Origin of the sequence: Pseudomonas sichuanensis (assembly GCF_003231305.1) — a bacterium.
Lineage (GTDB): Bacteria > Pseudomonadota > Gammaproteobacteria > Pseudomonadales > Pseudomonadaceae > Aquipseudomonas > Aquipseudomonas sichuanensis.
This window is the reverse complement of record NZ_QKVM01000033.1, coordinates 43,613-67,908: the sequence shown is the minus strand read 5'-3', so window position 1 is coordinate 67,908 and position 24,296 is coordinate 43,613. Positions and strand designations below refer to the sequence as shown.

The 24,296-nt window shown below is 66.6% G+C and carries 18 protein-coding genes and 3 pseudogenes; 7 read left to right on the top strand and 14 right to left on the bottom strand.

What is annotated here, in order from left to right; all coding sequences use genetic code 11:
* From DM373_RS17805 to ptsP, 3 genes are read right to left on the bottom strand one after another with little or no spacing between them, the layout of a single operon-like run.
* Positions 1–1,728: a PTS fructose-like transporter subunit IIB gene (locus DM373_RS17805; protein WP_110994828.1), complete on the bottom strand. Its 1,728-nt coding sequence runs from the start codon at positions 1,726–1,728 to the stop codon at positions 1–3.
* The gene (gene pfkB, locus DM373_RS17800; RefSeq protein WP_110994827.1) at positions 1,728–2,672 is read right to left on the bottom strand and encodes a 1-phosphofructokinase; all 945 of its coding nucleotides are present in this window, start codon (positions 2,670–2,672) and stop codon (positions 1,728–1,730) included. Before pfkB ends, DM373_RS17805 begins: the two co-directional genes overlap by 1 nt.
* Position 2,673: 1 nt before the next feature.
* Positions 2,674–5,526: a phosphoenolpyruvate--protein phosphotransferase gene (gene ptsP / locus DM373_RS17795; RefSeq protein ID WP_110994826.1), complete on the bottom strand. Its 2,853-nt coding sequence runs from the start codon at positions 5,524–5,526 to the stop codon at positions 2,674–2,676.
* A 296-nt stretch (positions 5,527–5,822) separates the two neighbouring features.
* On the opposite strand from ptsP, the gene cra reads away from it, so the two are divergent.
* Positions 5,823–6,818, top strand: coding sequence for a catabolite repressor/activator (gene cra / locus DM373_RS17790; RefSeq protein ID WP_110994825.1), 996 nt, complete (start codon positions 5,823–5,825; stop codon positions 6,816–6,818).
* A 1-nt stretch (position 6,819) separates the two neighbouring features.
* Positions 6,820–7,596, top strand: coding sequence for a TatD family hydrolase (locus DM373_RS17785; RefSeq protein ID WP_110994824.1), 777 nt, complete (start codon positions 6,820–6,822; stop codon positions 7,594–7,596).
* 101 nt (positions 7,597–7,697) lie between these two features.
* Here the strand turns inward: DM373_RS17785 and DM373_RS29755 are convergent, their stop codons facing one another.
* The 5 genes and pseudogenes from DM373_RS29755 to DM373_RS17765 form a co-directional block, all read right to left on the bottom strand.
* A complete protein-coding gene (locus DM373_RS29755; protein ID WP_390968701.1) occupies positions 7,698–8,402 on the bottom strand; it encodes a methyl-accepting chemotaxis protein in 705 nt (234 codons plus the stop codon).
* A gap of 153 nt (positions 8,403–8,555) precedes the next feature.
* Positions 8,556–8,759, bottom strand: a pseudogene (locus tag DM373_RS29750) (HAMP domain-containing protein); the annotation flags it as partial.
* A gap of 1,082 nt (positions 8,760–9,841) precedes the next feature.
* On the bottom strand, positions 9,842–10,672 hold the full coding sequence (gene ampE, locus DM373_RS17775; RefSeq protein WP_110994822.1) for a regulatory signaling modulator protein AmpE: 831 nt from the start codon (positions 10,670–10,672) through the stop codon (positions 9,842–9,844).
* A complete protein-coding gene (ampD, locus tag DM373_RS17770; protein ID WP_110994821.1) occupies positions 10,669–11,235 on the bottom strand; it encodes a 1,6-anhydro-N-acetylmuramyl-L-alanine amidase AmpD in 567 nt (188 codons plus the stop codon). The genes ampE and ampD overlap by 4 nt, the downstream gene beginning before the upstream one ends.
* 77 nt (positions 11,236–11,312) lie before the next feature.
* Positions 11,313–13,421 carry a DUF1631 domain-containing protein gene (locus DM373_RS17765; protein ID WP_110994820.1) on the bottom strand — a complete coding sequence of 703 codons (2,109 nt, stop codon included), beginning with the start codon at positions 13,419–13,421 and terminating at the stop codon, positions 11,313–11,315.
* A gap of 243 nt (positions 13,422–13,664) precedes the next feature.
* Between DM373_RS17765 and nadC the strand changes: the two genes are divergently transcribed.
* Positions 13,665–14,513 carry a carboxylating nicotinate-nucleotide diphosphorylase gene (nadC, locus tag DM373_RS17760; protein ID WP_110994819.1) on the top strand — a complete coding sequence of 283 codons (849 nt, stop codon included), beginning with the start codon at positions 13,665–13,667 and terminating at the stop codon, positions 14,511–14,513.
* A gap of 178 nt (positions 14,514–14,691) precedes the next feature.
* Here the strand turns inward: nadC and trxB are convergent, their stop codons facing one another.
* Positions 14,692–15,654, bottom strand: a complete 963-nt coding sequence (trxB, locus tag DM373_RS17755; RefSeq protein ID WP_028689829.1) for a thioredoxin-disulfide reductase — start codon at positions 15,652–15,654, stop codon at positions 14,692–14,694.
* Between the two features lie 327 nt (positions 15,655–15,981).
* Between trxB and cysZ the strand changes: the two genes are divergently transcribed.
* On the top strand, positions 15,982–16,710 hold the full coding sequence (gene cysZ / locus DM373_RS17750) for a sulfate transporter CysZ (RefSeq protein ID WP_110994818.1): 729 nt from the start codon (positions 15,982–15,984) through the stop codon (positions 16,708–16,710).
* A 72-nt stretch (positions 16,711–16,782) separates the two neighbouring features.
* Here cysZ and DM373_RS29745 read toward each other — a convergent pair.
* Both DM373_RS29745 and DM373_RS29740 read right to left on the bottom strand, forming a co-directional pair.
* Positions 16,783–17,142 (bottom strand): annotated as a pseudogene (locus DM373_RS29745) (methyl-accepting chemotaxis protein); the annotation flags it as partial.
* Between the two features lie 186 nt (positions 17,143–17,328).
* A pseudogene (locus DM373_RS29740) lies at positions 17,329–18,009 on the bottom strand (PAS domain-containing protein); the annotation flags it as partial.
* Positions 18,010–18,276: 267 nt separating this feature from the next.
* On the opposite strand from DM373_RS29740, the gene DM373_RS17740 reads away from it, so the two are divergent.
* Complete coding sequence (locus tag DM373_RS17740; protein ID WP_110994816.1) at positions 18,277–19,494, top strand: glycosyltransferase family 4 protein; 1,218 nt, start codon at positions 18,277–18,279, stop codon at positions 19,492–19,494.
* Here DM373_RS17740 and DM373_RS17735 read toward each other — a convergent pair.
* The 3 genes from DM373_RS17735 to DM373_RS17725 all read right to left on the bottom strand — a co-directional run bounded on the left by DM373_RS17735 (position 19,463) and on the right by DM373_RS17725 (position 21,869).
* Positions 19,463–20,566, bottom strand: coding sequence for an NADH:flavin oxidoreductase (locus tag DM373_RS17735; RefSeq protein ID WP_110994815.1), 1,104 nt, complete (start codon positions 20,564–20,566; stop codon positions 19,463–19,465). The genes DM373_RS17740 and DM373_RS17735 overlap by 32 nt on opposite strands.
* 196 nt (positions 20,567–20,762) lie before the next feature.
* Positions 20,763–21,245 (bottom strand): glutathione peroxidase, encoded by a 483-nt coding sequence (locus tag DM373_RS17730; protein ID WP_110994814.1) that lies wholly within the window; start codon positions 21,243–21,245, stop codon positions 20,763–20,765.
* Positions 21,246–21,383: 138 nt separating this feature from the next.
* A complete protein-coding gene (locus DM373_RS17725) occupies positions 21,384–21,869 on the bottom strand; it encodes an FKBP-type peptidyl-prolyl cis-trans isomerase (RefSeq protein WP_110994813.1) in 486 nt (161 codons plus the stop codon).
* Between DM373_RS17725 and DM373_RS17720 the strand changes: the two genes are divergently transcribed.
* Together DM373_RS17720 and pta are read left to right on the top strand one after the other, a co-directional pair.
* Positions 21,868–22,170, top strand: coding sequence for a DUF3565 domain-containing protein (locus DM373_RS17720; protein ID WP_110994812.1), 303 nt, complete (start codon positions 21,868–21,870; stop codon positions 22,168–22,170). The two genes, DM373_RS17725 and DM373_RS17720, sit on opposite strands and share 2 nt — an antisense overlap.
* Positions 22,171–22,202: 32 nt before the next feature.
* A complete protein-coding gene (pta, locus tag DM373_RS17715; RefSeq protein WP_110994811.1) occupies positions 22,203–24,293 on the top strand; it encodes a phosphate acetyltransferase in 2,091 nt (696 codons plus the stop codon).
* The last annotated feature ends 3 nt before the right edge of the window (positions 24,294–24,296 follow it).

Below are 24,296 nucleotides of genomic sequence, written 5' to 3'. Positions count from 1 at the left end.
CTAGCCCTTGGCCGGCGCCACCACCATCTCCACCTGCTCGCCCTTCTTGATCACCGCATACACCACCGCCGTCACCAGGCTCCCTGCCAAAATCGCCAGCAAGTACAACAGCGCGTGGTTGATCGCATTGGGGATCAGCAGCACGAACAGCCCGCCGTGCGGGGCCATCAGCTTGCAGCCGAAGTACATCGACAGCGCGCCGGTCAAGGCGCCGCCGGCGATACTCGCCGGGATCACCCGCAGCGGGTCCTTGGCGGCGAACGGGATGGCGCCCTCTGAGATGAAGCACAGGCCCAGCGCCAGCGCCGCCTTGCCGGCCTCGCGCTCGCTCTGGGCGAACTTGCGCCGGGCAAGGAAGGTGGCGATGCCCAGGCCGATCGGCGGCACCATGCCGGCCGCCATGGTCGCCGCCATCGGCGCGTAGCTGGACGACGCCAGCAAGCCCACCGAAAACGCGTAGGCGGCCTTGTTGATCGGCCCGCCGAGGTCGACGCACATCATGCCGCCGAGCAGCAGCCCGAGCAGGATGGCGTTGGTGGTGCCCATGCTGTCGAGAAAGTGCGTGAGCCCGGCGAGCATGGCCGCCACCGGCTGGCCGACCACGTAGATCATCACAAGCCCAGTGAACAGGCTGGCCAGCAGCGGGATGATCAGGATCGGCTTGAGCGCTTCGAGGCTGCTGGGCAGGTTCACCCAGCGGGCGATGGCCTTGGCGCTGTAACCGGCGAGAAAGCCGGCGACGATGCCGCCGATGAAGCCTGCGCCGAGGGTGCCGGCCAGCAGGCCGCCGATCATCCCCGGCGCCAGGCCTGGGCGGTCGGCGATGGACCAGGCGATGTAGCCGGCCAGCAGCGGCACCATGAGTTTGAACGCCGCTTCGCCGCCGATCTGCATCAATGCCGCCGGCAGCGTGCCGGGCGCCTTGTAGGCCTCGATGCCGAACACGAACGACAGGGCGATCAGCAAGCCGCCGGCCACCACCATCGGCAGCATGAACGACACGCCGGTCAGCAAGTGTTTGTAGACACCGGTCTTCTCGGTTTTTTGCGCGGCGCTGGCGGCATCAGCGGCGCTTTCCACCTTGCCTTCGGCCAGCGCCTTGTCCAGGGTGGCGCGGGCCTGCTTGAGGGCGATGCCGGTACCGCAGCGGTAGATGCGCTTGCCAGCGAAGCGCGCGGTGGGCACTTCGATGTCGGCGGCCAGCAGCACCACGTCGGCGGCGGCGATGGCCTCGGCCGGTAATGGGTTGCGGGCGCCTACCGAGCCTTGGGTTTCCACGGTCAGCGTGTAGCCCAGGGCCTGGGCGGCCTGCTGCAATGCCTCGGCGGCCATGAAGGTATGGGCCACACCTGTCGGGCAAGCCGTTACCGCAACAATCTTCGGCGTGCTGGCTGCCGCGCTGGGGGCGGCTTGCTGCTCGTGCACCCGGGCCTTGGCGGCGGCTTCGTCAAGAAAGCCTTCGCGGTCGGCCAGGGCCTGGGCCGGCGTGCTCTGGTACAGGCGCTTGCCGGCGAAACGCGCCAGATCGACCGGCCCGGTGCTGACCACCAGCACCCAGTCGGCCTCGGCGATCTGCGCGGGCGACAGACGCCGCTCGGGGTGTTCGGCCTCCTGCACTTCGACGCTGGTGCTCCAGCCCCGACGCTGGGCGGCGGCGGCCAAAAGGCGCGCACTGAGCACGCTGGACACCTGGCCGTTGGGGCAGGCGGTGACAATGGCAATGTTCATCAGCAGCCCTCATGTTGTTCTGTCAGGTGCACGGCGCCTTCCAGCTGCGCCAGTTGCTCGCGGTCGTGGATGCCGAAACCGACCTGGGTGACCGCCTGGGCGGCGATCGCGGTGGCGCGGCGCAAGGTAGCCGTGGGCGCTTCGCCCTGCAGCAGGCCATGGACCATGCCTGCCACCAGTGAATCACCAGCGCCCACGGTGCTGGCGATGCGCACCTGCGGCGGCTGGGCATGCAGCGCCAGGCCTGCGGCAAACCAGATGACGCCGTGTTCGCCCTGGGACACCACCACATGCTCGACACCACTGGCCAGCAACTGGCCGGCGGCGGCGCGTTGCCGTGCCAGGTCGTCCACCGCCAGCCCGAGCACTTCACCCAGCTCGTCGGTGTTCGGCTTGACCAGCCAGGGCGCGGCCTGCAGGCCGGCGCGCAGGGCTTCGCCGCTGCTGTCCAGGGCCACTTTCAGGCCCTGGGCCTTGAGCATCTGCAGCAACTCACGCAACCAGCCCGGGCTGATCCCCCGTGGCAGGCTGCCGGCCACCACCACCGCATCATGCCCCGGTGCTACCTGCGCCAGGCGGTGCAGCAGGTCGTTCCTGGCGGCCTCATCGACCTGCGGGCCCTGGCCATTGATGTCGGTGACCCGGCCGTCGGCCTCGACCAGCTTGATGTTGCTGCGGGTTTCACCAGGGACGCGGACGAAGCAGTCGGCAAAGCCGCGCTGGGCGATCAGCGCCTCGAAGGGTTGCAGGTTGTCCTGGCCGAGAAAACCCCCGACGGTGACGCTGTGGCCCAGGTCGGCCAGCACCTGGGCCACGTTCAGGCCCTTGCCGGCGGCATGGCTGTGCTGGGCCTGGCTGCGGTTGACGGCACCGGCCTGCAGGCGGTCGAGGCTGACGGTGATGTCCAGCGCCGGGTTGAGGGTAAGGGTGAGGATCTTGGCCATTTCAGTAACGCTCCACCAGCGCCCGGACCGCTTCGGCGCTGTCTTGTTGCAGGGCCTCGCGCGCCAGGGCGCGGGCCGTCGATAGGGTGGCCTGGCGCACCAGTGCCTTGACTTCGGGGATGCTGCGGGCGGCGACACTCAACTCATCCACCTCCAGCCCCAGCAACACCGGGACGGCCTGCGGGTCGGCCGCCAGCTCACCGCAGATACCCACCCACTTGCCTTCGGCGTGGGCGGCGCGCACGGTCATGTCGATCAGCTGGAGCACGGCCGGGTGCAGGCCGTCGGCCTGGGCCGAGAGGCTCGGGTGGCCGCGGTCGATGGCCAGGGTGTACTGGGTGAGGTCGTTGGTGCCGATGCTGAAGAAGTCCACTTCGCGCGCCAACTGTGGGGCCAGCAAGGCGGCGGACGGCACCTCGACCATGATCCCGACCTGCAGGTCGCTCACCGGGATCTCCAGGCGCAAGCGCTCGACCATGGCCTTGGCGGCGCGCCATTCGTGCACCTGCCCGACCATGGGGAACATGATCCGCAGGGGGCGATTGCCTGCCGCGCGCAGCAGGGCGCGCAACTGCTCTTCCATCACCTGCGGGCGCTGCAGGGTCAGGCGTACGCCGCGCACGCCAAGGAACGGGTTGTCTTCCGCCGCAATCGGCCAGTAGGGCAAGGGTTTGTCGCCGCCCACGTCGAGGGTGCGCACCACCAGTGGCCGCCCGCCCAGGCCGTCGAGCACGCGGCGGTATTCGGCTTCCTGGGTGGCCACGTCGGGGGCCTGCGGGTGGGCCATGAAGATCAGCTCGGTGCGCAGCAGGCCGACGCCTTCGGCGCCCTGCTCCACCACTTTGTCGATGCCGCTGCTTTCACCGATGTTGGCGCACACTTCGAGGCGATGGTCGTCGCGGGTCACGGCCGGTTCATGGCGGTTGGCCCAGGCGATCTGCAAGCGCCGCTCGCGGGCGTCGCGTTCGGCCAGGGCGCGTTGCAGTTCATCCGCGGGCGGGGCGATGGCGACACGCCCGCGCTGGCCGTCGAGCAGCAGCGGCGTGCCGCTGTCGAGCAGGAGGATCGCTGCGCCGGCACCGACCACCGCCGGGATGCCCAGGGCACGGGCCACGATGGCGCTGTGGGCGGTGGCGCCGCCCTGGGCGGTGACGATGCCGGCGACCCGTGCCGGGTCCAGGCGCGCCACGTCCGAGGGGCCCACTTCGGCCATCACCAGCACGTAGGGCTGTGCCGGCTCGGCAGCCTGCTGCACACCGCACAGCTGCGCCAGCACCCGCCGACCGATATCGCGCAGGTCGGCGGCGCGCTCGGCCAGCAGGGTGTCGTGCAGGGCTTCCTGCTGGCGCGCGGCGGCGTCGATCACGGCCATCCAGGCGGCGGCGGCGCTTTCGCCCTGGGCCAGGCGCAGCTCGACCTCGTCCATCAGGGCCGGGTCGCTGAGCATTTCTTGGTGGGTGACGAAGATTTCGCCGATGGCCTTGTCACTGCGCTGCACCAGGGCCTGCAGGTCGGCGTGCACCGCCGCCACCGCGGTGCGCAATTTCAGGCGTTCCTGGGCAGGTGACTCGCCGCGCAGGGGGTAGTCGATGTCGCGCTCGACCCGCACAAAGGCCGGGCCGCTGGCAATCCCTGGGGCTGCCGCGACGCCCTGGACAGTGCTGCCGGGCAGCGGTGCCTCAAGCACCTGAGCGGGTGCCTCGGCGACAGGCTGTGCGACGGCCGGCAATGGTTCCACCTCTTCACCCAGGCCTTGCTCGATGGCGGCCAGCAACACCGGCAACGCGTCATTGGCGATGCCCGGTTCGGCGATCAGCTCAAGCACCTGGCCACGCCGGGCGCCCAGGCTGAGCAGCTTGCTCAGGCTCTTGAGCGAAACCGCAGGCTGGGCGCTGTCGAGCACACGCACACGGAGCTCACCGTCGAAGCCCTTGGCCAATTGCGCCAGCGCCTTGGCCGGGCGGGCATGCAAGCCATGGGGATTGGCCAGCGCCACCCGGACGCTGGGCCAGTCGGCAGGCGCTTCACCGCCGAGCACTGCGAGCACGGCGCGGCTGCTGGTGGCCTGGTAGAGCATCTGCCCGCGGCCTTCGATCAGCACTTCGCACAGGCGTTCGAGCAAGGCCTGGTGCGCGGCACCAAGGCTGGCCAGGCAGAACAGGCCATTGAGTGGCTGATCGCGGTAACGCAGGGGTTGTTGCGGGGTGATGAAGGCCAGGCCCGGTTGGCGCACCTGACGCTCGCTGTGCAGCCACCACAGGCCTTCGCCCAGGGGCAGCGGCTCGGCCTGTTGCAGTACGGCGGCAAAACCGCTGTCGACACAGCCGGCGCGCTGCAACAGGCGTGCACCGCGCCAGGCCAGTTCGTCGAAGTCTTCGGCGGCCAGGTTGAGGCCGACCAGTTGCGCATCCAATGCCAGTTCCTGGGGTGCGCCTTGCAGCAGCTTGAGCAAGGCTTCGGCACTGCCGGCTCGGCGCAAGGCCTCGGCCAGGTCGGTCTCGCCGAGGGCGCGGGTGAGCAGTTGCAGCAGGCGCAGGTGTTCGTCGGAACGGGCGGCGATGCCGATTGCCAGGTACACGATCTGCCCGTCGCCCCAGTCCACCCCTTCGGGGAACTGCAGCAGGCGCACGCCGGTGGCGAACACCAGTTCACGGGTCTGCGGCGTGCCATGGGGGATGGCGATGCCCTGGCCGAGGAAGGTCGAGCCCTGCGCCTCGCGGGCGCGCAAGCCGTCGACATAGCCTTCGGCCACCAGTCCGTCGGCCACCAGCCGCGCGGCCAGCAAGGCCAACGCCTCGCCTTTGTCGGCCGCCTTCTGGCCCATGGCAATCTGCTCCACGGCAAGCTCGAGCATGACCTTCTCCTTTCCGGCGCCCAGGTGGGGTACCGAGGTATTGTTGTGGATTTTTCCGGCAAAAGCCGTTCAATTGATCAGCGCAAGTGGCCAGGCTGGATGTGGCAAGCAGGAAAAATCAGCCAAGCTGAAACGATTAATCTGACCAAGCGGCCACGTTACTCGATAATCTGCCGACGAAAAAGCCCCATCCTGTCGGACAATTGCGACAATGGTCGTCTGCGCGTGGGCCTGCGCTTGGGTGAAACTACCCGGTCAGGCAAGCAGTCAGCCCCGGAAATAACAAGGAAAATTCGGTGAAACTCAGCGATATCGCCCGTCTGGCCGGTGTGTCCGTGACCACGGCCAGCTACGTCATCAATGGCAAGGCCGAGCAGCAGCGCATCAGCAACAGTACCGTCGAGCGCGTGCGCGCGGTGGTCGAGGCCCATGGCTTCACCCCCAACCCGCAGGCCGCCGGCCTGCGCAGCCGGCACACCCGCACCCTGGGCTTCATTCTCCCCGACCTCGAGAACCCCAGCTACGCCCGCATCGCCAAGCAACTGGAACAGGGCGCCCGCGCCCGTGGCTACCAGTTGCTGATCGCCAGCAGCGACGACCAGCCCGGCAGCGAGCACCAGTTGCAGCAACTGTTCCGCGCCCGCCGCTGCGATGCGCTGTTCGTCGCCAGCTGCCTGCCGCCCGAGGACGACAGCTACCGTGAGCTTCAGGACAAGGGCCTGCCGGTGATCGCCATCGACCGGCGCCTGGACCCAGCGCACTTCTGCTCGGTCATCAGCGACGACCGAGACGCCAGCCGCCAGCTCGCCGAGAGCCTGTTGAAGACCCGCCCGCAAAGCATCGCACTGATCGGCGCCCGCCCCGAGCTGTCGGTGAGCCAGGCCCGCGCCGGTGGCTTCGACGAGGCCATGCAGGCCTATGCCGGCGAAGTGCGCCGCTACCAGGGCGAAGCGTTCAGCCGCGAATGCGGCCAGCGCCTGATGCAGCAACTGATCGCCGAACACGGCGGCCTGCCGGACGCCCTGGTGACCACCTCCTATGTGCTGCTGCAAGGGGTGTTCGACATCCTGCAGGCGCGCCCGGCCGAGTCGCGCCAGCTGCAGCTGGGCACCTTCGGTGACAACCAGTTGCTCGACTTCCTGCCACTGCCGGTCAACGCCATGGCCCAGCAGCACGGGCTGATTGCCGCCACCGCGCTGGAGCTGGCGCTGGCCGCCATCGAAGAGAAGCGCTACGAGCCCGGCGTGCACGCCATCGGTCGCACCTTCAAGCAACGCATTCCAGGCGCCTGACATGCGCCTGATCGACACCCACACCCACCTCGACTTCCCCGACTTCGACGCCGACCGCCCGCAGCTGCTGGCCAACGCGGCGGCGCGCGGGGTGGAACGGATGGTGGTGCTGGGGGTGTACCAGGCCAACTTCCAGCGCGTGTGGGACCTGGCCTGCAGTGACTCGCGCCTGTACGCGGCACTCGGCCTGCACCCGGTCTACCTCGACCAGCATCGCTCGGAGCACCTGGTGCAGCTGCGCGACTGGCTGGAGCGCCTGCGTGGCGATCCGCGCCTGTGTGCGGTGGGCGAGTTCGGCCTGGATTACTACCTGCCGGAGCTCGACCCGCAGCGCCAGCAAGCGCTGTTCGAAGCCCAGCTGCAACTGGCCTGCGACTTCGAACTGCCGGCCCTGCTGCACGTGCGCCGCAGCCACGCCCAGGTGATCGCAACGCTCAAGCGCTACAAACCGCAGCGGGCGGGGATCGTCCATGCCTTTGCCGGCAGTTACGAAGAGGCGCGCGAGTACCTCAAGCTGGGGTTCAAGCTGGGCCTGGGCGGCGCGGCGACCTGGCCACAGGCGCTGCGGCTGCGCAAGACCCTGGCGCGCCTGCCGCTGGAAAGCGTGGTGCTGGAGACGGACTCACCGGACATGGCGCCGGTGATGTACCCGGGGATGCGCAACAGCCCGGAGCACCTGCCAGAGATCGCCGGGGCGCTGGCCGAGGTGATGGGGGTTGAGGTCGGGGTGCTGGCCGAGGCCAGTAGCTGCAATGCCAGCGAGCTGTTTGGCTGGTAGTTGTGTGGTGCTCCTACCGGCCTCATCGCCGGCAAGCCGGCTCCCACATGTTCGGCCTGTGGGAGCCGGCTTGCCGGCGATGAGGCCGGTACAGGCAGAAACTATACCCTGAACGCCCCGATCAACCGCTTCAACTCCACCACCTGCACCGACAACGCCCGGCTGGCATCCTCGGTCTGGCAGGCGCCTTCGGTCGTGTCCTGGGCGGCCCGGTTGATCGCCACGATGTTCTGGTCGATGTCGTGGGCCACGGCGGTCTGCTGCTCTACCGCCGCAGCGATCTGCTGGTTCTGCTCGACAATGCCGCTGACCGCGCCAAGGATGTTGCCCAGCGCCTGCTGCACCTGGCGCGCCTCGTCCACCGTGCCGGCGGCCATCTGGTGGCTGCTGCCCATCACCCGCACCGCCGCACCAACCCCTTCGCGCAGGCGCTCGATCATCTGGGCGATCTCCTCGGTGGAATCCTGGGTGCGCCTGGCCAGTGTGCGTACTTCATCGGCCACAACCGCAAAGCCGCGGCCCTGCTCGCCGGCCCGGGCGGCTTCGATGGCGGCATTGAGGGCCAGCAGGTTGGTCTGCTCGGCAATGCTGCGGATCACCTCCAGCACCCGGCCGATGGCCTGGCTGTCGGCGGCCAGCTGGTTGACCGCCACCACACTCTGGTCGATCTCCCCCGCCAGGCGGGCGATGCTGCCCTGCTGGCTTTCGACCAGGTCGCGACCCGAGGCGCTTTCGTGGTTGACCCGTTGTGCGCCCTCGGCCGCCAACGCCGCGCTGCGCGCCACTTCCAGCGCGGTGGCGGTCATCTGGTTCATGGCCGTGGCCACCTGCTCGATCTGTTCGCGCTGGCCCCCAACCGCCTGGTTGCTGCGCGCCGACACCGACAACACCTGGCCGGCCTGTTCCTCGACCGTGGCCACCGTATGGCCGACCTGTTCGATCAACCCGCGGATGCGCCGCACGGTCTCGCTGAAGCCACGGCCCAGCTCGCCCAGTTCGTCCTGGCTACTGGCCTGGAAACTCACCGTCATGTCGCCGGCGGCCACTTTGTCCATGGCGCTGCCGAGCTTGCCCAGGGTTTCGCGGGTGGACACGTAAAAGCCACTGTAGAGGTAGATGATCAGCACGAACACCGTGGCCAGCGCGGCGACCAGCGCGACCATGCGCACGCGGTGCTGGGCGAGGCGGTCTTCCAGTTGCCCGTTCAATTGCGCCAGCACGGCGTCGTTGAGGCGGTAGGTCTGGGCCATCAGCTCGGTGGTCTGCTGGTAGAAACCGGCCCAGGGCGCGTCCAGGGTCTCGGCCACCACCACCTGGTCCTCGAACAGGCTGGCGGCCTGCTTGACCGTGGCCTGGCTGGCCTGGGCAGTGGCCGCCAACGCCGCCTTGGCCCGGTTGTCGGCAGCCAGGGCGTCGTCGAGGCGAATCGCGTAGTCGGCAGAGAGCCGCTCCAGGCGTTGCAGCAGGTCTTCGAAACGGGCGCTGCCGGCGGAGTCCATGAACCCGCGGCCCAAGGCTACCGAGCCCATCGCCCGCCCTTCGCCAAGGGCCTGGGTGACCTGCGCCGTGGCACTGCCGATCAGCTCGCCGAGCTGGCGCACCGAGGCTTGGCTGTCCTGGTTGAGGCCCGACTGGCTGGCAACCAGCTTGCCCAGCACCTGGGCCTGGGCGAGCAGTTTTTCGAACAACGCGGCCTTGTTCTGCAACGAGGTTTCGCCACGGGCACGGGTGAAGGCGTCGGCCAGTTCGGCGCGCTTGGCCTCAAGGGCCGGGTCGCTGCCCTTGAGGGCTTCGAGCCGGGCCTGGACCTTGTCCTGCAAGCTGGCGATACGGCCTTCCACATCACCGGCCTGGCCCGACTGGCCGAGCACGGCGTTGATCTGCAGCAGGTTGCCGAGGGTTTCCAGGTCGCCACGCAACGCCAGGCTCTCGCCCAGCGGGGCCAGGCCCTGCAGCTCGACGCGGGTGGCGTGGAACTGGTTGTAGGCATCGCGTACCAGATAGAAGCTGGTGACCAGCATGGGCAGGAAGAACAGGACGCTGATCAGGCTGAACTTCATGCCGAAGCTCAGCCGATTCATCAGCGCGATGGCCGGATAGAGCAGACGCTTCACAGGTCACCTCCTTGAATTCTTGTTGTTCTGCGGGGTAGCACTTGGCCATCGAGGGCCAAACACTTTGTATAACGCAGAATGAATTCAAGGTTTGTAACTTAAGGTTAAGCGACGCCCGCTCAAGCGCTGCGTCAGACCAGCACCGTCCACAGGGCGAAACAGGCATACCACAGCACCGCGCTGCGCAGCAGCAGCTCCCACAGGCTGTCCAGCCGCTCCAGCCCGCGCTGGCGGTCTTCTTCCTCGGGAATGTCGTCGGCCACCCGGCCGACCTTGGCCACCAGATGGCCGGCGCTGATATGCCAGTCGAGCAGTTCGTGCAGCATCACCCGGGTGACGGCGACGAAGTTGCCGACCAGGGCAAAGCTCACCGCCAGCACTCGTACCGGCAGCCAGTCCAGCGCATGGCGCAGTTGCTCGGCGAGGGCCTTGAGCGCCGGCTGCCGGCTGTGTTCGCCAGTCAGAGCCAACAAGCGGTAAGCCAGCGCCGCCGCCGGGCCGAGCAGGAAGTACCAGAAAATCACCGCGAAGAAACTCTGGTAGGCCTGCCACAGCAGGTGCCCCTGGGCCCGCTTGATCAGGCTCATGGCATCGTCGGCGGCCAGCCCCAGGTCGCGCTCGGCCACGTGCAGCGCGGCCTGGTCGTCGCCACGGCGCCAGGCGTCGCGAAACGGCCCGAGGGCGGCTTTGACGTCACCGCGGCCCAGGCTGTAGATCAGCACCAACAGATGCACCGGCAGCGCCAGCAGGCCATAGGCTACCGGCTCCAGCACATGCAGCAGCAGGACCAGCAGCGCCACCGGGGCGAGGATCAGGATGGCCAGGGTCCACCAGGGGTGAACCTTGCCGCTGCGCTCCAGGCGCACCAGTTCGCCGAGATAGAAGCCATCACGCTGCAACCGTTGACGCAGCGACGAAAACTTCTCGAACCACAGCGCCAGCACCAACACCAGAAAGCTCATGCCTTGTCCTCGTTGCGTTGCACAGCGTCGCGGTAGCGCGGCCAGTCGAAGGCCGGGCCAGGGTCGGTCTTGCGTTGCGGGGCGATATCGCTATGGCCGCAGATACGCTGCAGGTCAATCACCGGCCAGGCTGCGCGAATCGCTTGGGTCAATTGTCGCAGGGCGGTGTACTGGGCATCGGTGTAGGGCAAGTCGTCGGTGCCCTCCAGCTCGATACCGATGGAGAAGTCGTTGCAGCCTTCACGGCCCTCGAAGCACGACACACCGGCGTGCCAGGCGCGGTCGAGCAGCGAGACGAACTGGGTCACCGCGCCGTCGCGCTCGACGAACAGGTGCGCCGACACGGTCAGGTGGCTGATGCTGGCGAAATAGGGGTGCTCGTTCGGGTCGAGGCGGTTCTGGAAGAACTGCTGGACCTTGCCGGTACCGAAGCAGGCCGGTGGCAGGCTGATGTTGTGGATCACCAGCAGCGAGATCGCCTCGCCGTCAGGGCGGGCATTGCAGTTCGGTGAAGGGCAGTGGCTTACGCCGGTGAACCAGCCGGTCGCATGGTCCAATTGCATGGGGCAGATCCTGAATGACGCCGGGGGCAGGCGGTCAGTATGCCGCGCACGTGCGGCGCTTGCATGTAAATGATTGTTCAGCCAATGCCCTGCTCGGCACGCAGCCGCGCCAGCACGGCCTCCAGTGCGCGCTCGAACAACTGCCCGTCGTCGAGCGTGCGCACCTGGCCCAGGCACAGCGCCTGGGCCAGGCCCGCGTGGCTCCATTCGCGCACCTTCATGCCGGTACGGTTGGCGAACACCAGTCGGTCGCTGCCGTCGATGCGGGCCACCAGCTTGCAGCGCAGGGGTTCTTCGTCGTCCAGCACCTCGACCCAGGCGCCGATGCGCAAGTGCTCCACCAGGCGCTGCGCGGGCGCCTGTTCGTCGACGTCCAGGCAAGTGCCACGGGGCGTTTCGTCGGCAGTGGCAAGGACGATATCGGCCTGTACGCACACCTCCTGCAAACCATCATCAAGCAGCCACGGGCCGCCACAGGCGCGCTGGTGCAGCTGCTCCAGGTGCTGGAAGAAATCACGGGTGGCCGCGGCGTCCAGGGCCACGCCAGCCAGCCCTTCGCGCAACGCTTTGAGCAAGCCGGGCAGTTGCTCGAGCAACTGCGCCGGTTGGCGCTGCGGGGCAATGCTGGCCAGCAATTGATCGACCGTCGCCAGGCCATCGCGCCAGGCCGCAGACGCCTCGCCCTGCTTCAGCCAGGCCAGCAGCAGCACCTGGCTCCAGGCTTGCTCCAGCATCTGCACCACGACCTGCGGCAGCACCCGGCCGCGCAGGCGCAGGTTGAGTGCCTGCTGTACCCGCAGGTTGGCCTGCAACGCCCGTGCGCGTCCTTCCTCGGCGTCGCGGGTGCGTTGCTCGAGCAGTTCGTTGCGCCGCCGTTCGTCCTGGCTGAAGGCGAGAAACTCGTCGAGCAGTTCGTCGAACAGCTGACAGTCTTCGGCGAAATCCTTGAGCAGCCGTTGGACGATGCGCTCAACGCGCCGGTGCAGGCCCTCGCCGTCGGCCTCCCAGCCGATTGCCACGGCGGCGATCTCGTTGAGCAGGCGGCGTGCCGGGTGGCTGGCGCGACTGAACAGGCCTTTGTCGATCAGGGCAACCTTGAGCAGCGGGATATGCAGGCGGCCGACCAGCGCGCGCACACGCGCCGGCAGGTTGTGGTCAGCGTCGATGAAGGTGAACAGCAGGCCGAACAGGTTGATCATGTCTTCGTCGCCGGTGGCGATATAGCGGCGCGTGCCGCTGCGCACGCTGACCCGCAACACCAGCTGTTCGAGCTGCTGGCCCAGGTCGAAGTCGTCGGCCTCGCCGGGGCCCGGCACATAATGCTGCAGGTGGGTCAAAAGGCGCAGCAGGTCGCCGGTGCTGATCGGCTGTGCGTCGGTGGCCGCCTGCAGGCGCGGCGCGATACGCCCGCGAACAGGGGCCAGCAGCCCTTGCAGGGAGGCGAAGAACGCCTGGCCGGCAACGTCGACCCCGGTTTCCCCGAGTTGTGCGGGGCTGGCCGCCACCCTGCGGGGAATACTGCGCCGATCGTCGGCGCGACGGCGTGGCGCGGGCGCCAGGTCTGGCAGCACGCCTGCGGCGACGAGCAACTGGTTGGCCTCGCCATAGAGCAGGTCGAGGTCGCGCAACACATAGCGCTCGAACAGTTTGAGCAGGACCTGCTTGACCTCAGGCCCCACGCCCAGGTTGCGCCCGGCAGTGAGGAAGTAGCCACACAGGCTGCCGGGCCCCAGCGGGTTGCAGGCCGGGTCCAGGCCCTGCTCGAGCAAGGCGGCGCAGCGCAGGTTCAGTTGCAGCAAGTCGAAACCGTCGCGTGACAGCACGCGGTCGACCATCGCCTGCACCACGGTGGAATGCGCCGGTGCGGCCATGGCTTCGGCCTGACCGATCAGGGCGAAGGCCTGGTAGAAGGTATCGAGGAAGCCGCGCTCGATGCTCTTGCGCTTGAGGCGCAAGTCACGCATGGCCTCGAAGTGCAGATTCTGATCAACGCGGTCGCAGGCCTTGTCGGCCATCTCGAACAGGGTGTCGTCGGCGTTGTCGAACAATGCCTGGAGGCCTTGGCGCAGCTGAAGCGCAGCCTTGTCGCGCACTTGCAGGAGCAACAACGGAAGGCAGGGCGAGGGCGTTGGCGCACCTCGATCGATGGCGGCCGCCAGGAGCACCACCTTGCCTTCTTCATGCATCCCGGACTCCTTGATGGATGTTGCGTACTCGACCGCGCAAAAATCGTCAAAGCTATGACGCCAAATACAAGGCGCCATTATCTGTGAAAATCATTACAGCTGCCAGCGTGCCTTTCGCACGACTCAACAGACCGTGCTTTACAGCAATCACTCACGGAGCCCGACCAACGGTCATCGTCCGCGCTGCTGTACACATCGCCCCCCTGCCCTATAATCGCCGCCATCTAGCTTGTGGAGCCGACCATGCCGAACCTACGCCTCGCCGACCTGACCGCCGAAATCGAAGCCAACGTGCGCCGCGCGCTGCTCGAAGACATCGGCAGCGGCGACATCACCGCCCAGCTGATCCCGGCCGAGCGCCTGGCCAAGGCGACCATCATCACCCGCGAGGATTGCGTGGTGGCCGGCACGGCCTGGGTGGATGCGGTGTTCCGCCAGCTCGACCCACGGGTGGCGGTGCACTGGCAGGTGGCGGACGGCGAGCGGGCCAGCGCCAACCAGGTGCTGTTCCACCTCGAAGGCCCGGCACGCTCGCTGCTCAGCGGTGAGCGTTCGGCGCTGAATTTTTTGCAGATGCTCTCGGGCGTGGCCACCCGCGCACGCTTGCTCGCCGACCTGGTCGAAGGTACCCAGGTGCGCCTGCTCGACACCCGCAAGACCCTGCCGGGCCTGCGCCTGGCGCAGAAGTACGCGGTCACCTGCGGTGGTTGCCACAACCACCGCATCGGCCTGTACGACGCCTTCCTGATCAAGGAAAACCATATCGCTGCCAGTGGCGGCGTGGCCCAGGCAGTGGCTGCGGCGCACCGCATCGCCCCGGGCAAGCCGGTGGAAATCGAAGTGGAAAGCCTGGACGAACTGCGCCAGGCGCTGGCTGCAGGGGCCGATATCGTCATGCTCGACGAACTGACCCTCGATGAAATGCGCGAGGCGGTGCGCATCAACGCCGGCAAGGCCAAGCTCGAGGCCAGCGGCGGGGTCAATGAGGCCACCCTGCGGGTCATCGCCGAGACCGGTGTGGACTACATCTCGATTGGCGCCATGACCAAGGATGTGAAGGCGGTGGACCTGTCGATGCGACTGAGCCTGTGAGCTGATGTCGCGGGCATGAAAAAACCGGCCAAAGGGCCGGTTTTTTCATTTCTGGATCGGTGCTGACTTCATCGCCGGCAAGCCGGCTCCCACCCCGACCGCATCAAACACAAGCCATGCGCTGATTCTGTGGGAGCCGGCTTGCCGGCGAAAGGGCTGCAAGGCAGCCCCTGAAGCATCAGTGCGCGGCGTTGGCCAGGCCGTCCAGGTAACGCTCGACGTCCAGGGCGGCCATGCAGCCGGCACCGGCCGAGGTGATGGCCTGGCGGTAGACGTGGTCGGCCACGTCGCCGGCGGCGAACACGCCTTCGACGTTGGTGGCGGTGGCGTTGCCTTCACGGCCGCCGTGCACTACCAGATAGCCGTCCTTCAGGGTCAGCTGGCCTTCGAACAGCGAGGTGTTCGGGGTGTGGCCAATGGCGATGAACACGCCGTCGACCTTGATCTCGTCAAAGCTGCCGTCGTTGTTCTTCAGGCGCGCACCGGTCACGCCCATGTTGTCGCCCAGTACTTCGTCGAGGGTGGCGTTGAGCTTGAGCTCGATCTTGCCTTCGGCCACGCGGGCGTGCAGCTTGTCGATCAGGATCTTCTCGGCGCGGAAGGTATCGCGGCGGTGCACCAGGGTGACCTTGCTGGCGATGTTGGCCAGGTACAGCGCCTCTTCCACGGCAGTGTTGCCACCACCGACCACGGCAACCGGCTTGTTGCGGTAGAAGAAACCGTCGCAGGTGGCGCAGGCCGAAACGCCTTTGCCCATGAAGGTTTCTTCCGACGGCAGGCCCAGGTAGCGGGCGCTGGCACCGGTGGCGACGATCAGGGCGTCGCAGGTGTAGGTGCCGCTGTCGCCACGCAGGGTGAACGGTTTGTTGGCCAGGTCGACGGCATTGATGTGGTCGAAGACGATCTCAGTCTCGAAACGCTCGGCGTGTTCCTGCATGCGCTGCATCAGGGCCGGGCCGGTCAGGCCGTGGGGGTCGCCCGGCCAGTTGTCGACTTCGGTGGTGGTGGTCAGCTGGCCGCCGGCCTGCATGCCGGTGATCAGCAGCGGCTTGAGGTTGGCGCGGGCGGCATACACCGCGGCGCTGTAACCGGCAGGGCCGGAACCCAGAATGATGACGCGCGAATGACGTACTTCAGACATGTCGAACTCCTGTCGAGCGGGCCGCAGCGGGCCGGCATCGGGATGCCGGCTGTGCCAGCTGGAATTAAAAGGGACCCACGCAGCACTTGGGGAAGTGCTACAACGCGTCGGTCCAAAAACGAAAAGTTGAGCGCACTGTAGCGAGGCCGCAGAGATTAAGGAAATATCCTTCGACAATCCACCTTATAGAGAGTCTCTATCCAACGAGAAAACCGATAGGGATTGTCCATACGCTTTGTTACAGACCGTTTCGCAGGCAGCGGGCGCCTTTCGTCGAAACGGCAAACTCGGTAAGGTCAGCGCGTTTTCCTTCTGCGGAGCGTTCCAATGCAAGCCCCCGTCCTTTCTGGCCCGCAATACCTGCGCGAAGGCCTGAAACTGATCCTCAGCCCCAGCCTGCGGCTGTTCGTGCTGCTGCCCCTGGCGGTCAACCTGCTGCTGTTCGGTGGGCTGATCTGGTTCGCCGGCCACGAGTTCAGCCTGTGGGTCGACGCGCTGATGCCCAGCCTGCCCGACTGGCTGAGTTTTCTTTCCTACATTCTCTGGCCGCTGTTCGTTGCCCTGGTGCTGTTGATGGTGTTCTTCACCTTCACCCTGCTGGCCAACGTCATCGCCGCGCCGTTCAATGGCTTCCTCGCCGAGAAAGTCGAAGTGGTGGTGCGCGGCCAGGACAACTTCCCGGCGTTCAGCTGGGGCGAGCTGGTGGCGATGGTGCCACGCACCTTCAGCCGTGAAATGCGCAAGCTCGGTTACTTCCTGCCACGCGCCATCGGCCTGTTCATCCTGTCGTTCATCCCGGTGGTCAACGTGGTCGCCGCGCCGCTGTGGCTGGTGTTCGGCGTGTGGATGATGGCCATCCAGTACATCGACTACCCGGCGGACAACAACAAGATGAGCTGGCAGGACATGCTGGCCTGGCTGCGCCAGAAGCGCTGGCAGTCGCTGGGCTTTGGCGGCATCACCTACCTGGCGCTGATGATCCCTGGGGTCAACGTGGTGATGATGCCGGCGGCGGTGGCCGGGGCTACGTTGTTCTGGGTGCGCGAGCGCAACTGAACAAGCCATCGCGGGGCAAGCCCGCTCCCACGCCACGTGGGAGCGGGCTTGCCCCGCGATGCGATCGCCTGGTCAGTGACTCAACTGGCTGGAAAACTGCCCCACCGCATCCACCACCTTCTTCGCCCCTTCCTGAATCTCCACGATCACCCCGCCGGTATCGGCTGCCAGGGCCAGGCCCTGTTCGGCCTGGCGCTTGCTGGTGTCGATGATGTCCACCGCCGCCTGGGCCAGTTGTTCGTTCTGCTGCACCACCTTGGCGATTTCTTCGGTGGCGCTGCTGGTACGCGAAGCCAGCTGGCGCACTTCGTCGGCGACCACGGCAAAGCCACGGCCTTGCTCGCCGGCGCGGGCGGCCTCGATGGCGGCGTTGAGCGCCAGCAGGTTGGTCTGGCCGGCGATGTCGCTGATGGTCTTGATGATCGCGCCAATCACCTTGGACTGCTTGTCCAGCGCCTGGATGCCGTCGGCGGCATCCTGCATCGAGCCCTCCAGCCCGCGCATCACGTCCACGGTCTGGGTAACCACGTCGGTGGCCTTGCGCGCGCAGCTGTCGGTTTCCAGCGAGGTGTTGTAGGCGATGTCCGCCGCCTGGGCCACCGCCAGCTCCTGATTGACCTGGTCGGTGATCACCGTGGCGAACTTGACCACTTTGTAGAGCACGTCGTGGGCGTCGATGATCGGGTTGTACGAGGCCTCCAGCCACACGGTGCGGCCATGGGCGTCGACGCGCTTGAAGCGCTCGGCAACGAATTCGCCGCGGCGCAACTTTTCCCAGAATGCCTTGTACTCCGGCGAGTTTGCCTCTTCCGGATCGCAGAACATGCGGTGATGCTTGCCACGCACCTGCTCCAGGCTGTACCCCATGCCCTGCAGGAAGCGGTCGTTGGCGGTCAGCACCTGGCCGTCGAGGTTGAATTCGATCACGGCGGTGGAGCGCATCAACGCCTTGATCAGGCTTTCATGTTCACGCGACGTTTCGATGGTGCGGGTCAGGTCGCTGGAATGCAGGGTGAAGTACTTGATCTGCCCGCCGCTGTTCTTCACCGGCTGCAGGATCGAGCGCAGCCAGGCTTCTTCACCGTTGCCGCGCAGCAGGCGGAATGCGCCGTTCAGATGCTCGCCACGGGTGATCGCGGTTTTCATGCGCTGGTAGAAATCGAGCTTCTTGACGTGGGCCGGCACGATGTCTTCGATGTTGCGCCCGATCAGTTGTTCGGCGCGGTAGAGCATCTCGGTCTCGAAGTTGCCGTTGACCGTCTCGATGCGCCCCTGGGGGTCGAGCTGGAGTACCAGCATTTCGCTGTCGAGGCTGTTCTTGACCTGTTCGATGGACATCAGCTCTTCGCGCAGCTGCTGGATTTCTTGCTTCAGTTTGCTGTTGAACATCACCGCTCTCCCGGAGCGCACACCATAGTCGAATGCATCTTCATCGGCTGCGCCCCGGGGATTCTTGAGCGGTTTGACGGGAATAATTGACCTGCGCGAGGCGCCGAAAATCAGGCGTCATACAGCCGTCACACAGCCGTCACATACCCGCAACGGGTGCGGCGGACACTTTTGCACATGAATACACCGTCCCTGCGCATCACCCTGGTCAGCGAAACCTTCCCACCGGAGATCAACGGTGTGGCCAATACCCTTGGCCGCCTCGATGCCGGGCTGCGCCAGCGGGGCCATCAGGTAGAGGTGATCCGCCCGCGCCAGGCGAGCGACAGCGTGCCCGATGCCGAGGGTGAGCTGCTGCTGTGCCGTGGCTGGCCATTGCCGGGCTACCCCGGGCTGCAGTGGGGCGAAGTGTCGATGCATAGGTTGCTACGGCGCTGGCGCCGCCAGCGCCCGGACGTGCTGTACATCGCCACCGAGGGGCCGCTGGGCCTGAGCGCCCTGCGCGCGGCCCGGCGCCTGGGTATTTCGGTGGTCAGTGGCTTTCACACCAACTTCCCACAGTACTCGGGCCAGTATGGCCTGGGCCTGCTGACGCGGCTGCTCACCCATTACCTGCGCTGGTTCCACCGGCGCACCGCCATCACCCTGGTACCCAGCGCCAGCCAGCGCCTGGCCCTGGAGCGACGCGGCTTCGAAAACCTGGGCCTGATGGCGCGGGGGGTCGATGCCTGCCTGTTCAACCCGGCGCGGCGCAGCCAGGCCCTGCGTGAACAGTGGGGGTTGGCGGTCGATGACATTGCCGTGGTGCATGTCGGGCGCCTGGCTGCGGAAAAAAACCTCGCCTTGCTGCGCCCTGCCCTGGACACCCTGCAGGCACGTTTTCCACAGCATCGATTGCGCCTGATCATGGTGGGTGACGGGCCGCAGCGCGCCAGCCTTGAGCAGCAGTTACCGGATGCACTGTTCTGCGGTGCGCAACGCGGCGAACAGCTGGCCGAACATTACGCCAGTGGCGACCTGTTCCTGTTCCCGAGCCTGACCGAGACCTTTGGCAACGTGGTGCTCGAGGCGATGGCCTCGGGGTTGGCGGTGGTTGCCTACGATGAGGCCGCCGCCGCCCAGCACATCCGCCATGGCCACAGCGGCGCCCTGGCCATGCCGGGCGACCAGGCAGCGTTCATCGACGCCGCCTGCTGGCTGCTGGAAGAAAACGAAACCTTGCGCAGGGTGCGCCTCAACGCCCGCCAGCATGCCAGCCGCCAGGGCTGGCCGGCGATCGTCGAGCAGTTCGAAGGGTTCCTGCGCGACGCCTGCCGTGCCGGCGCGCCCGTGAGCGAGCAGGCGCCAGCCCATGCCGTGGCGATCAAGCCAGGGTCGTCAGCGCCTCGCGGCTGAACGGCAGCACATCCGCCTCACGCCCTTCACGCACTTTCTGCGCCCACTCGGCATCGACCAGCAGGGCGCGGCCCACAGCCACCAGGTCGAATTCCTCGGCCTGCAACCTGCGCAGCAGCCCTTCCAGGCTGGCCGGTTGGGCCACCTTGTCGGTATCGACCATGAACTGCAGGAACTCGCCGTCCAGGCCGACGCTGCCCACGGTGATGGTCGGTTTGCCGGTGAGTTGACGGGTCCAGCCGGCCAGGTTCAGCTCGCTGCCGTCGAACTCCGGCTCCCAGAAGCGCCGGGTAGAGCAATGGAAGATATCCACACCCGCCTCGGACAGCGGCTTGAGGAACGCCGCCAGGGCCTGCGGGGTTTGCACCAGGCGCGCGCTGTAATCCTGCTGCTTCCACTGGGAGAAACGGAAGATGATCGGGAAGTCCGGCCCCACTGCAGCACGCACGGCCTGGATCAGTTCGATGGCAAAGCGCGAACGCCCGGCCAGGTCACCGCCATATTCGTCATCGCGGCGGTTGCTGGCTTCCCAGAAGAACTGATCGATCAGGTAACCATGGGCGCCGTGGATCTCGACACCGTCCATGCCAATGGCCTGGGCATCACGGGCAGCCTGGGCGAAGGCGGCAATCACCTCGCGGATGTCGTCATGGCTCATGCCATGGACCACGACCTTGCCGTCCTTGTCCTTGCCGCTCGGGCCATGGCCCGGCACGCTGGCATCGGGTTCGGTGCCCAGCCGGCGCACGCTGCCTACATGCCACAGCTGCGGCACGATGCGCCCGCCTTCGGCATGCACGGCTTCGACCACGCGCTTCCAGCCGGCCAACGCATCGTCGCCATGAAAGCGTGGAACGTTGGGGTAGCCGTTGGCGGCTTTGTGGCCAACCGTGGTGCCTTCGGTGATGATCAGGCCGACACCGGCAGCAGCACGGCGGCGGTAGTACTCGACCACGCCTTCATGGGGTACGCCACCGGGGCAGAAGGTACGGGTCATCGGTGCCATGACCACACGGGTCGGCAGGTCGAGGGTGCCAAGGGTGAAAGGCTGGAACAGAGGGTTGCTGGACATGCGGCGCTCCCGACAGGTGAGGAAATGCGCCTGAGCTTAGGGGGAGCGGGTGGATGGGCACAGCATTATTGATCGGGGTGATTGGCAGGTATCCCAGATGAGCGCGGGGCAGGCCGAGATCTCACAGAACTGCACAGCGCTTGCTGATTCGCGCGAACCTGTGGGAGCGGCTTTGGCCGCTCCCACAGGGTGCAAATCACGCCAAGGCCTTCTCGATCGCCTGTACCACGGTTGGATCGTCCGGCGCGGTACGTGGCGCGAAACGCGCCAGCACGCGACCATCCTTGCCCACCAGGAACTTCTCGAAGTTCCAGGTGATATCGCCAGGAAACTCGGCGCCCTCGCCAGCCAGCAGCCGGTACAGGGCATGCCGCTCCGAGCCATTGACGTCGAGCTTCTCGCTCAGCGGGAAACTCACGCCATAGTTGCGGCTGCAGAACGCCTGGATCTCGTCCGCACTGCCTGGCTCCTGGCCGGCAAACTGGTTGCAGGGTAGCCCCAGCACGTTGAAACCCTTGCCCTTGAACTGCTGCTGGAGTTTCTCCAGCGACGCGTATTGCGGCGTGAGACCACACTTGGAGGCGACATTGACCACCAGCACCACCTGGCCCTTGAACGGGGCAAGGGGCAGGTCTTCGCCGTTCAGCGCCTTCAATGTCAGGTCGTGAAATACACTCATGTTGATCCCCTCTCAGGTTCCCGGTTGCCGCTGGGGCGAATTGCGCCCACTAAAAAGGCGCGCAGCCAAACCGTCCACTCCCTGAGGATGTCCGGCTTGCCCGAGCGCCTGGCGACTCTCTGAGCTTAGCGCAGAAAATCAGTGGTGATGGCCACCTTCACCGTGGATGTGGCCATGAGCGATTTCTTCTGCGCTGGCGTCACGCAGGTCAACGACCTCGACCTGGAAGTTCAGGCGCTGGCCGGCCAGCGGGTGGTTGCCGTCGACGGTCACGTCGTCGCCGTCGATGTCGCGGATGGTGACGATCTGCATCTGGCCGTCCGGCGCCGAAGCGTGGAACTGCATGCCGACTTCCAGTTGGTCGACGCCTTCGAACATCTTGCTGCTCAGGGTGCTGACCAGTTCGGCCGAGTATTCGCCGTAGGCGTCTTCGGGCTCGATGGCAACGGTCAGCTTGTCACCGACCTTTTTGCCTTCCAGGGCTTTTTCCAGGCCCGGGATGATGTTGCCGGCACCGTGCAGGTAAACCAGCGGCGCACCGCCGGCAGAGCTGTCGATGGTCTCACCGGCGTCGTTGGTCAGGGTATAGTCGATGGAGACAGCCTTGTTGGCGGCGATCAGCATGGGGCAGGACCTTTTGCAAAAGAATGTAGAGCGGAGAAGTGTAACCAAGGCACCGTCCGATTGCGAACCGACCATGGACGAAGGGAGGCCCGTCAGTCTGATCACCGGCTTCCATCAGGACGAGGAAGGCCACTGGGTGGTCGACCTGTCCTGCGGCCACACCCAGCACTTGCGCCACCAGCCGCCCTGGCAGGCGCGGCCCTGGGTGCTCGAGCCCAGCGAGCGCGAACGCCGCATCGGCCAGGTATTCCACTGTGGCTGGTGCGCCCAGGGTGCGGTTAGCGATACCCTTGGCCGTTGATTTCCTTGCACCGCTTATTTCGAGAAGCACGCATGCAGACATTTTTCATTGCGCCGACCGACTTCGGTGTCGGCCTCACCTCCATCAGCCTGGGCCTGATCCGCACCCTGGAGCGCGCCGGGCTCAAGGTCGGCTTCTTCAAGCCGATCGCCCAGCCACACCCCGGCGACACCGGCCCGGAGCGCTCCACCGAGCTGGTTGCGCGCACCCATGGCATCAAGCCGCCCCTGCCACTTAGCCTTGGCCATGTGGAGCGCATGCTGGGGGACGGCCAACTGGACGAACTGCTCGAAGAAATCATTCGCCTTTACCAGCAAGCGTGCGTGGGCAAGGACGTGGTGGTGGTCGAAGGCATGGTACCGACCCGCCACGCCAGCTACGCGGCCCGGGTCAACCTGCACCTGGCCAAGAGCCTGGATGCCGAGGTGATCCTGGTGTCGGCGCCCGAGAACGAGGTGCTCAGCGAGCTGTCCGGGCGCGTCGAACTGCAGGCCCAGTTGTACGGTGGCCCGCGCGACCCCAAGGTGCTCGGGGTGATCCTCAACAAGGTGCGCACCGACGAAAGCATGGCCGACTTCGCCACGCGGCTGCGCGAGCACTCGCCGCTGTTGCGCGGCAACGATTTCCGCCTGCTCGGCTGCATCCCCTACCAGCCCGACCTCAATGCGCCGCGCACCCGCGACGTCGCCGAGCTGCTCGGCGCCCAGGTGCTCAACGCCGGTGACTACGACCAGCGGCGCATGAACAAGATCATCATCTGCGCCCGCACCGTGGCCAACACCGTGCCGCTGCTCACCTCGGGCACCCTGGTGGTGACGCCGGGCGATCGCGACGACATCATCCTCGCCGTGAGCCTGGCGGCGATCAATGGCGTGCCCCTGGCCGGCCTGTTGCTGACCAGCGACAGCAAGCCCGACCCACGCATCCTGGAGCTATGCCGCGGCGCACTGCAGGCCGGCCTGCCGATCCTGTCGGTAAGCACCGGCTCCTATGACACCGCCAATCAGCTCAACTCGCTGAACCGCGAGATCCCGGTGGACGACCGCGAACGCGCCGAGTTCATCACCGACTTCGTCGCCAGCCAGCTCGATGCCGCCTGGCTGCACCAGCGCTGCGGCACGCCACGCGAGCTGCGCCTGTCGCCGGCGGTGTTCCGCTACCAACTGATTCAGCGTGCCCAGCAGGCCAACAAGCGCATCGTCCTGCCCGAAGGCGCCGAGCCCTTGCTGGTGCAAGCCGCCGCCCTGTGCCAGGCGCGCGGTATCGCCCGCTGCGTGCTGCTGGCCAAGCCCGAAGCGGTGCAGGCCGTAGCGCGTGCCCAGGGCATAACCCTGCCGCCCGATCTGGAAGTGCTCGACCCCGACCTGATCCGTGCCCGCTACGTCGAACCGATGGTCGATTTGCGCAAGAGCAAGAACCTCAACGCGCCGATGGCCGAGCAGCAGTTGGAAGACCCGGTGGTGATCGCGACCATGATGCTGGCCCTGGGTGAGGTCGACGGCCTGGTCTCGGGCCTGGTGCATTCGACCGCCAACACCATCCGCCCGGCCTTGCAACTGATCAAGACCGCGCCAGGTGCAAGCCTGGTGTCGTCGGTGTTCTTCATGCTGTTCCCGGACCAGGTGCTGGTGTATGGCGACTGCGTGATGAATCCGCACCCCAGCGCCGCCGAACTGGCCGAAATTGCCCGGCAGAGCGCCGAGTCTGCCGAGTCGTTCGGTATCGCCCCACGGGTGGCGATGCTCAGCTACTCCAGCGACTCGGCCGCCAGTGACGAGGAAGTGGAAAAAGTTCGCGAGGCCACGCGGCTGGCGCAGCAGGCCGAGCACGACCTGCTGATCGACGGCCCCTTGCAGTATGACGCCGCCGCCAACCCCGAGATCGCCCGCCAACTGGCACCCGCAAGCCCGGTGGCCGGGCGCGCCACGGTGTTCGTGTTCCCCGACCTGAACACCGGCAACACCACCCATAAAGCGGTGCAGCGCAGTGCTGACTGCGTGAGCCTCGGGCCGATGCTGCAAGGGCTGCGCAAGCCGGTCAACGACCTGCCGCGCGGGGCCCAGGTGGACGATATCGTGCACACCATCGCGCTGACGGCGATCCAGGCCAGCACCGTGCGCTGATAA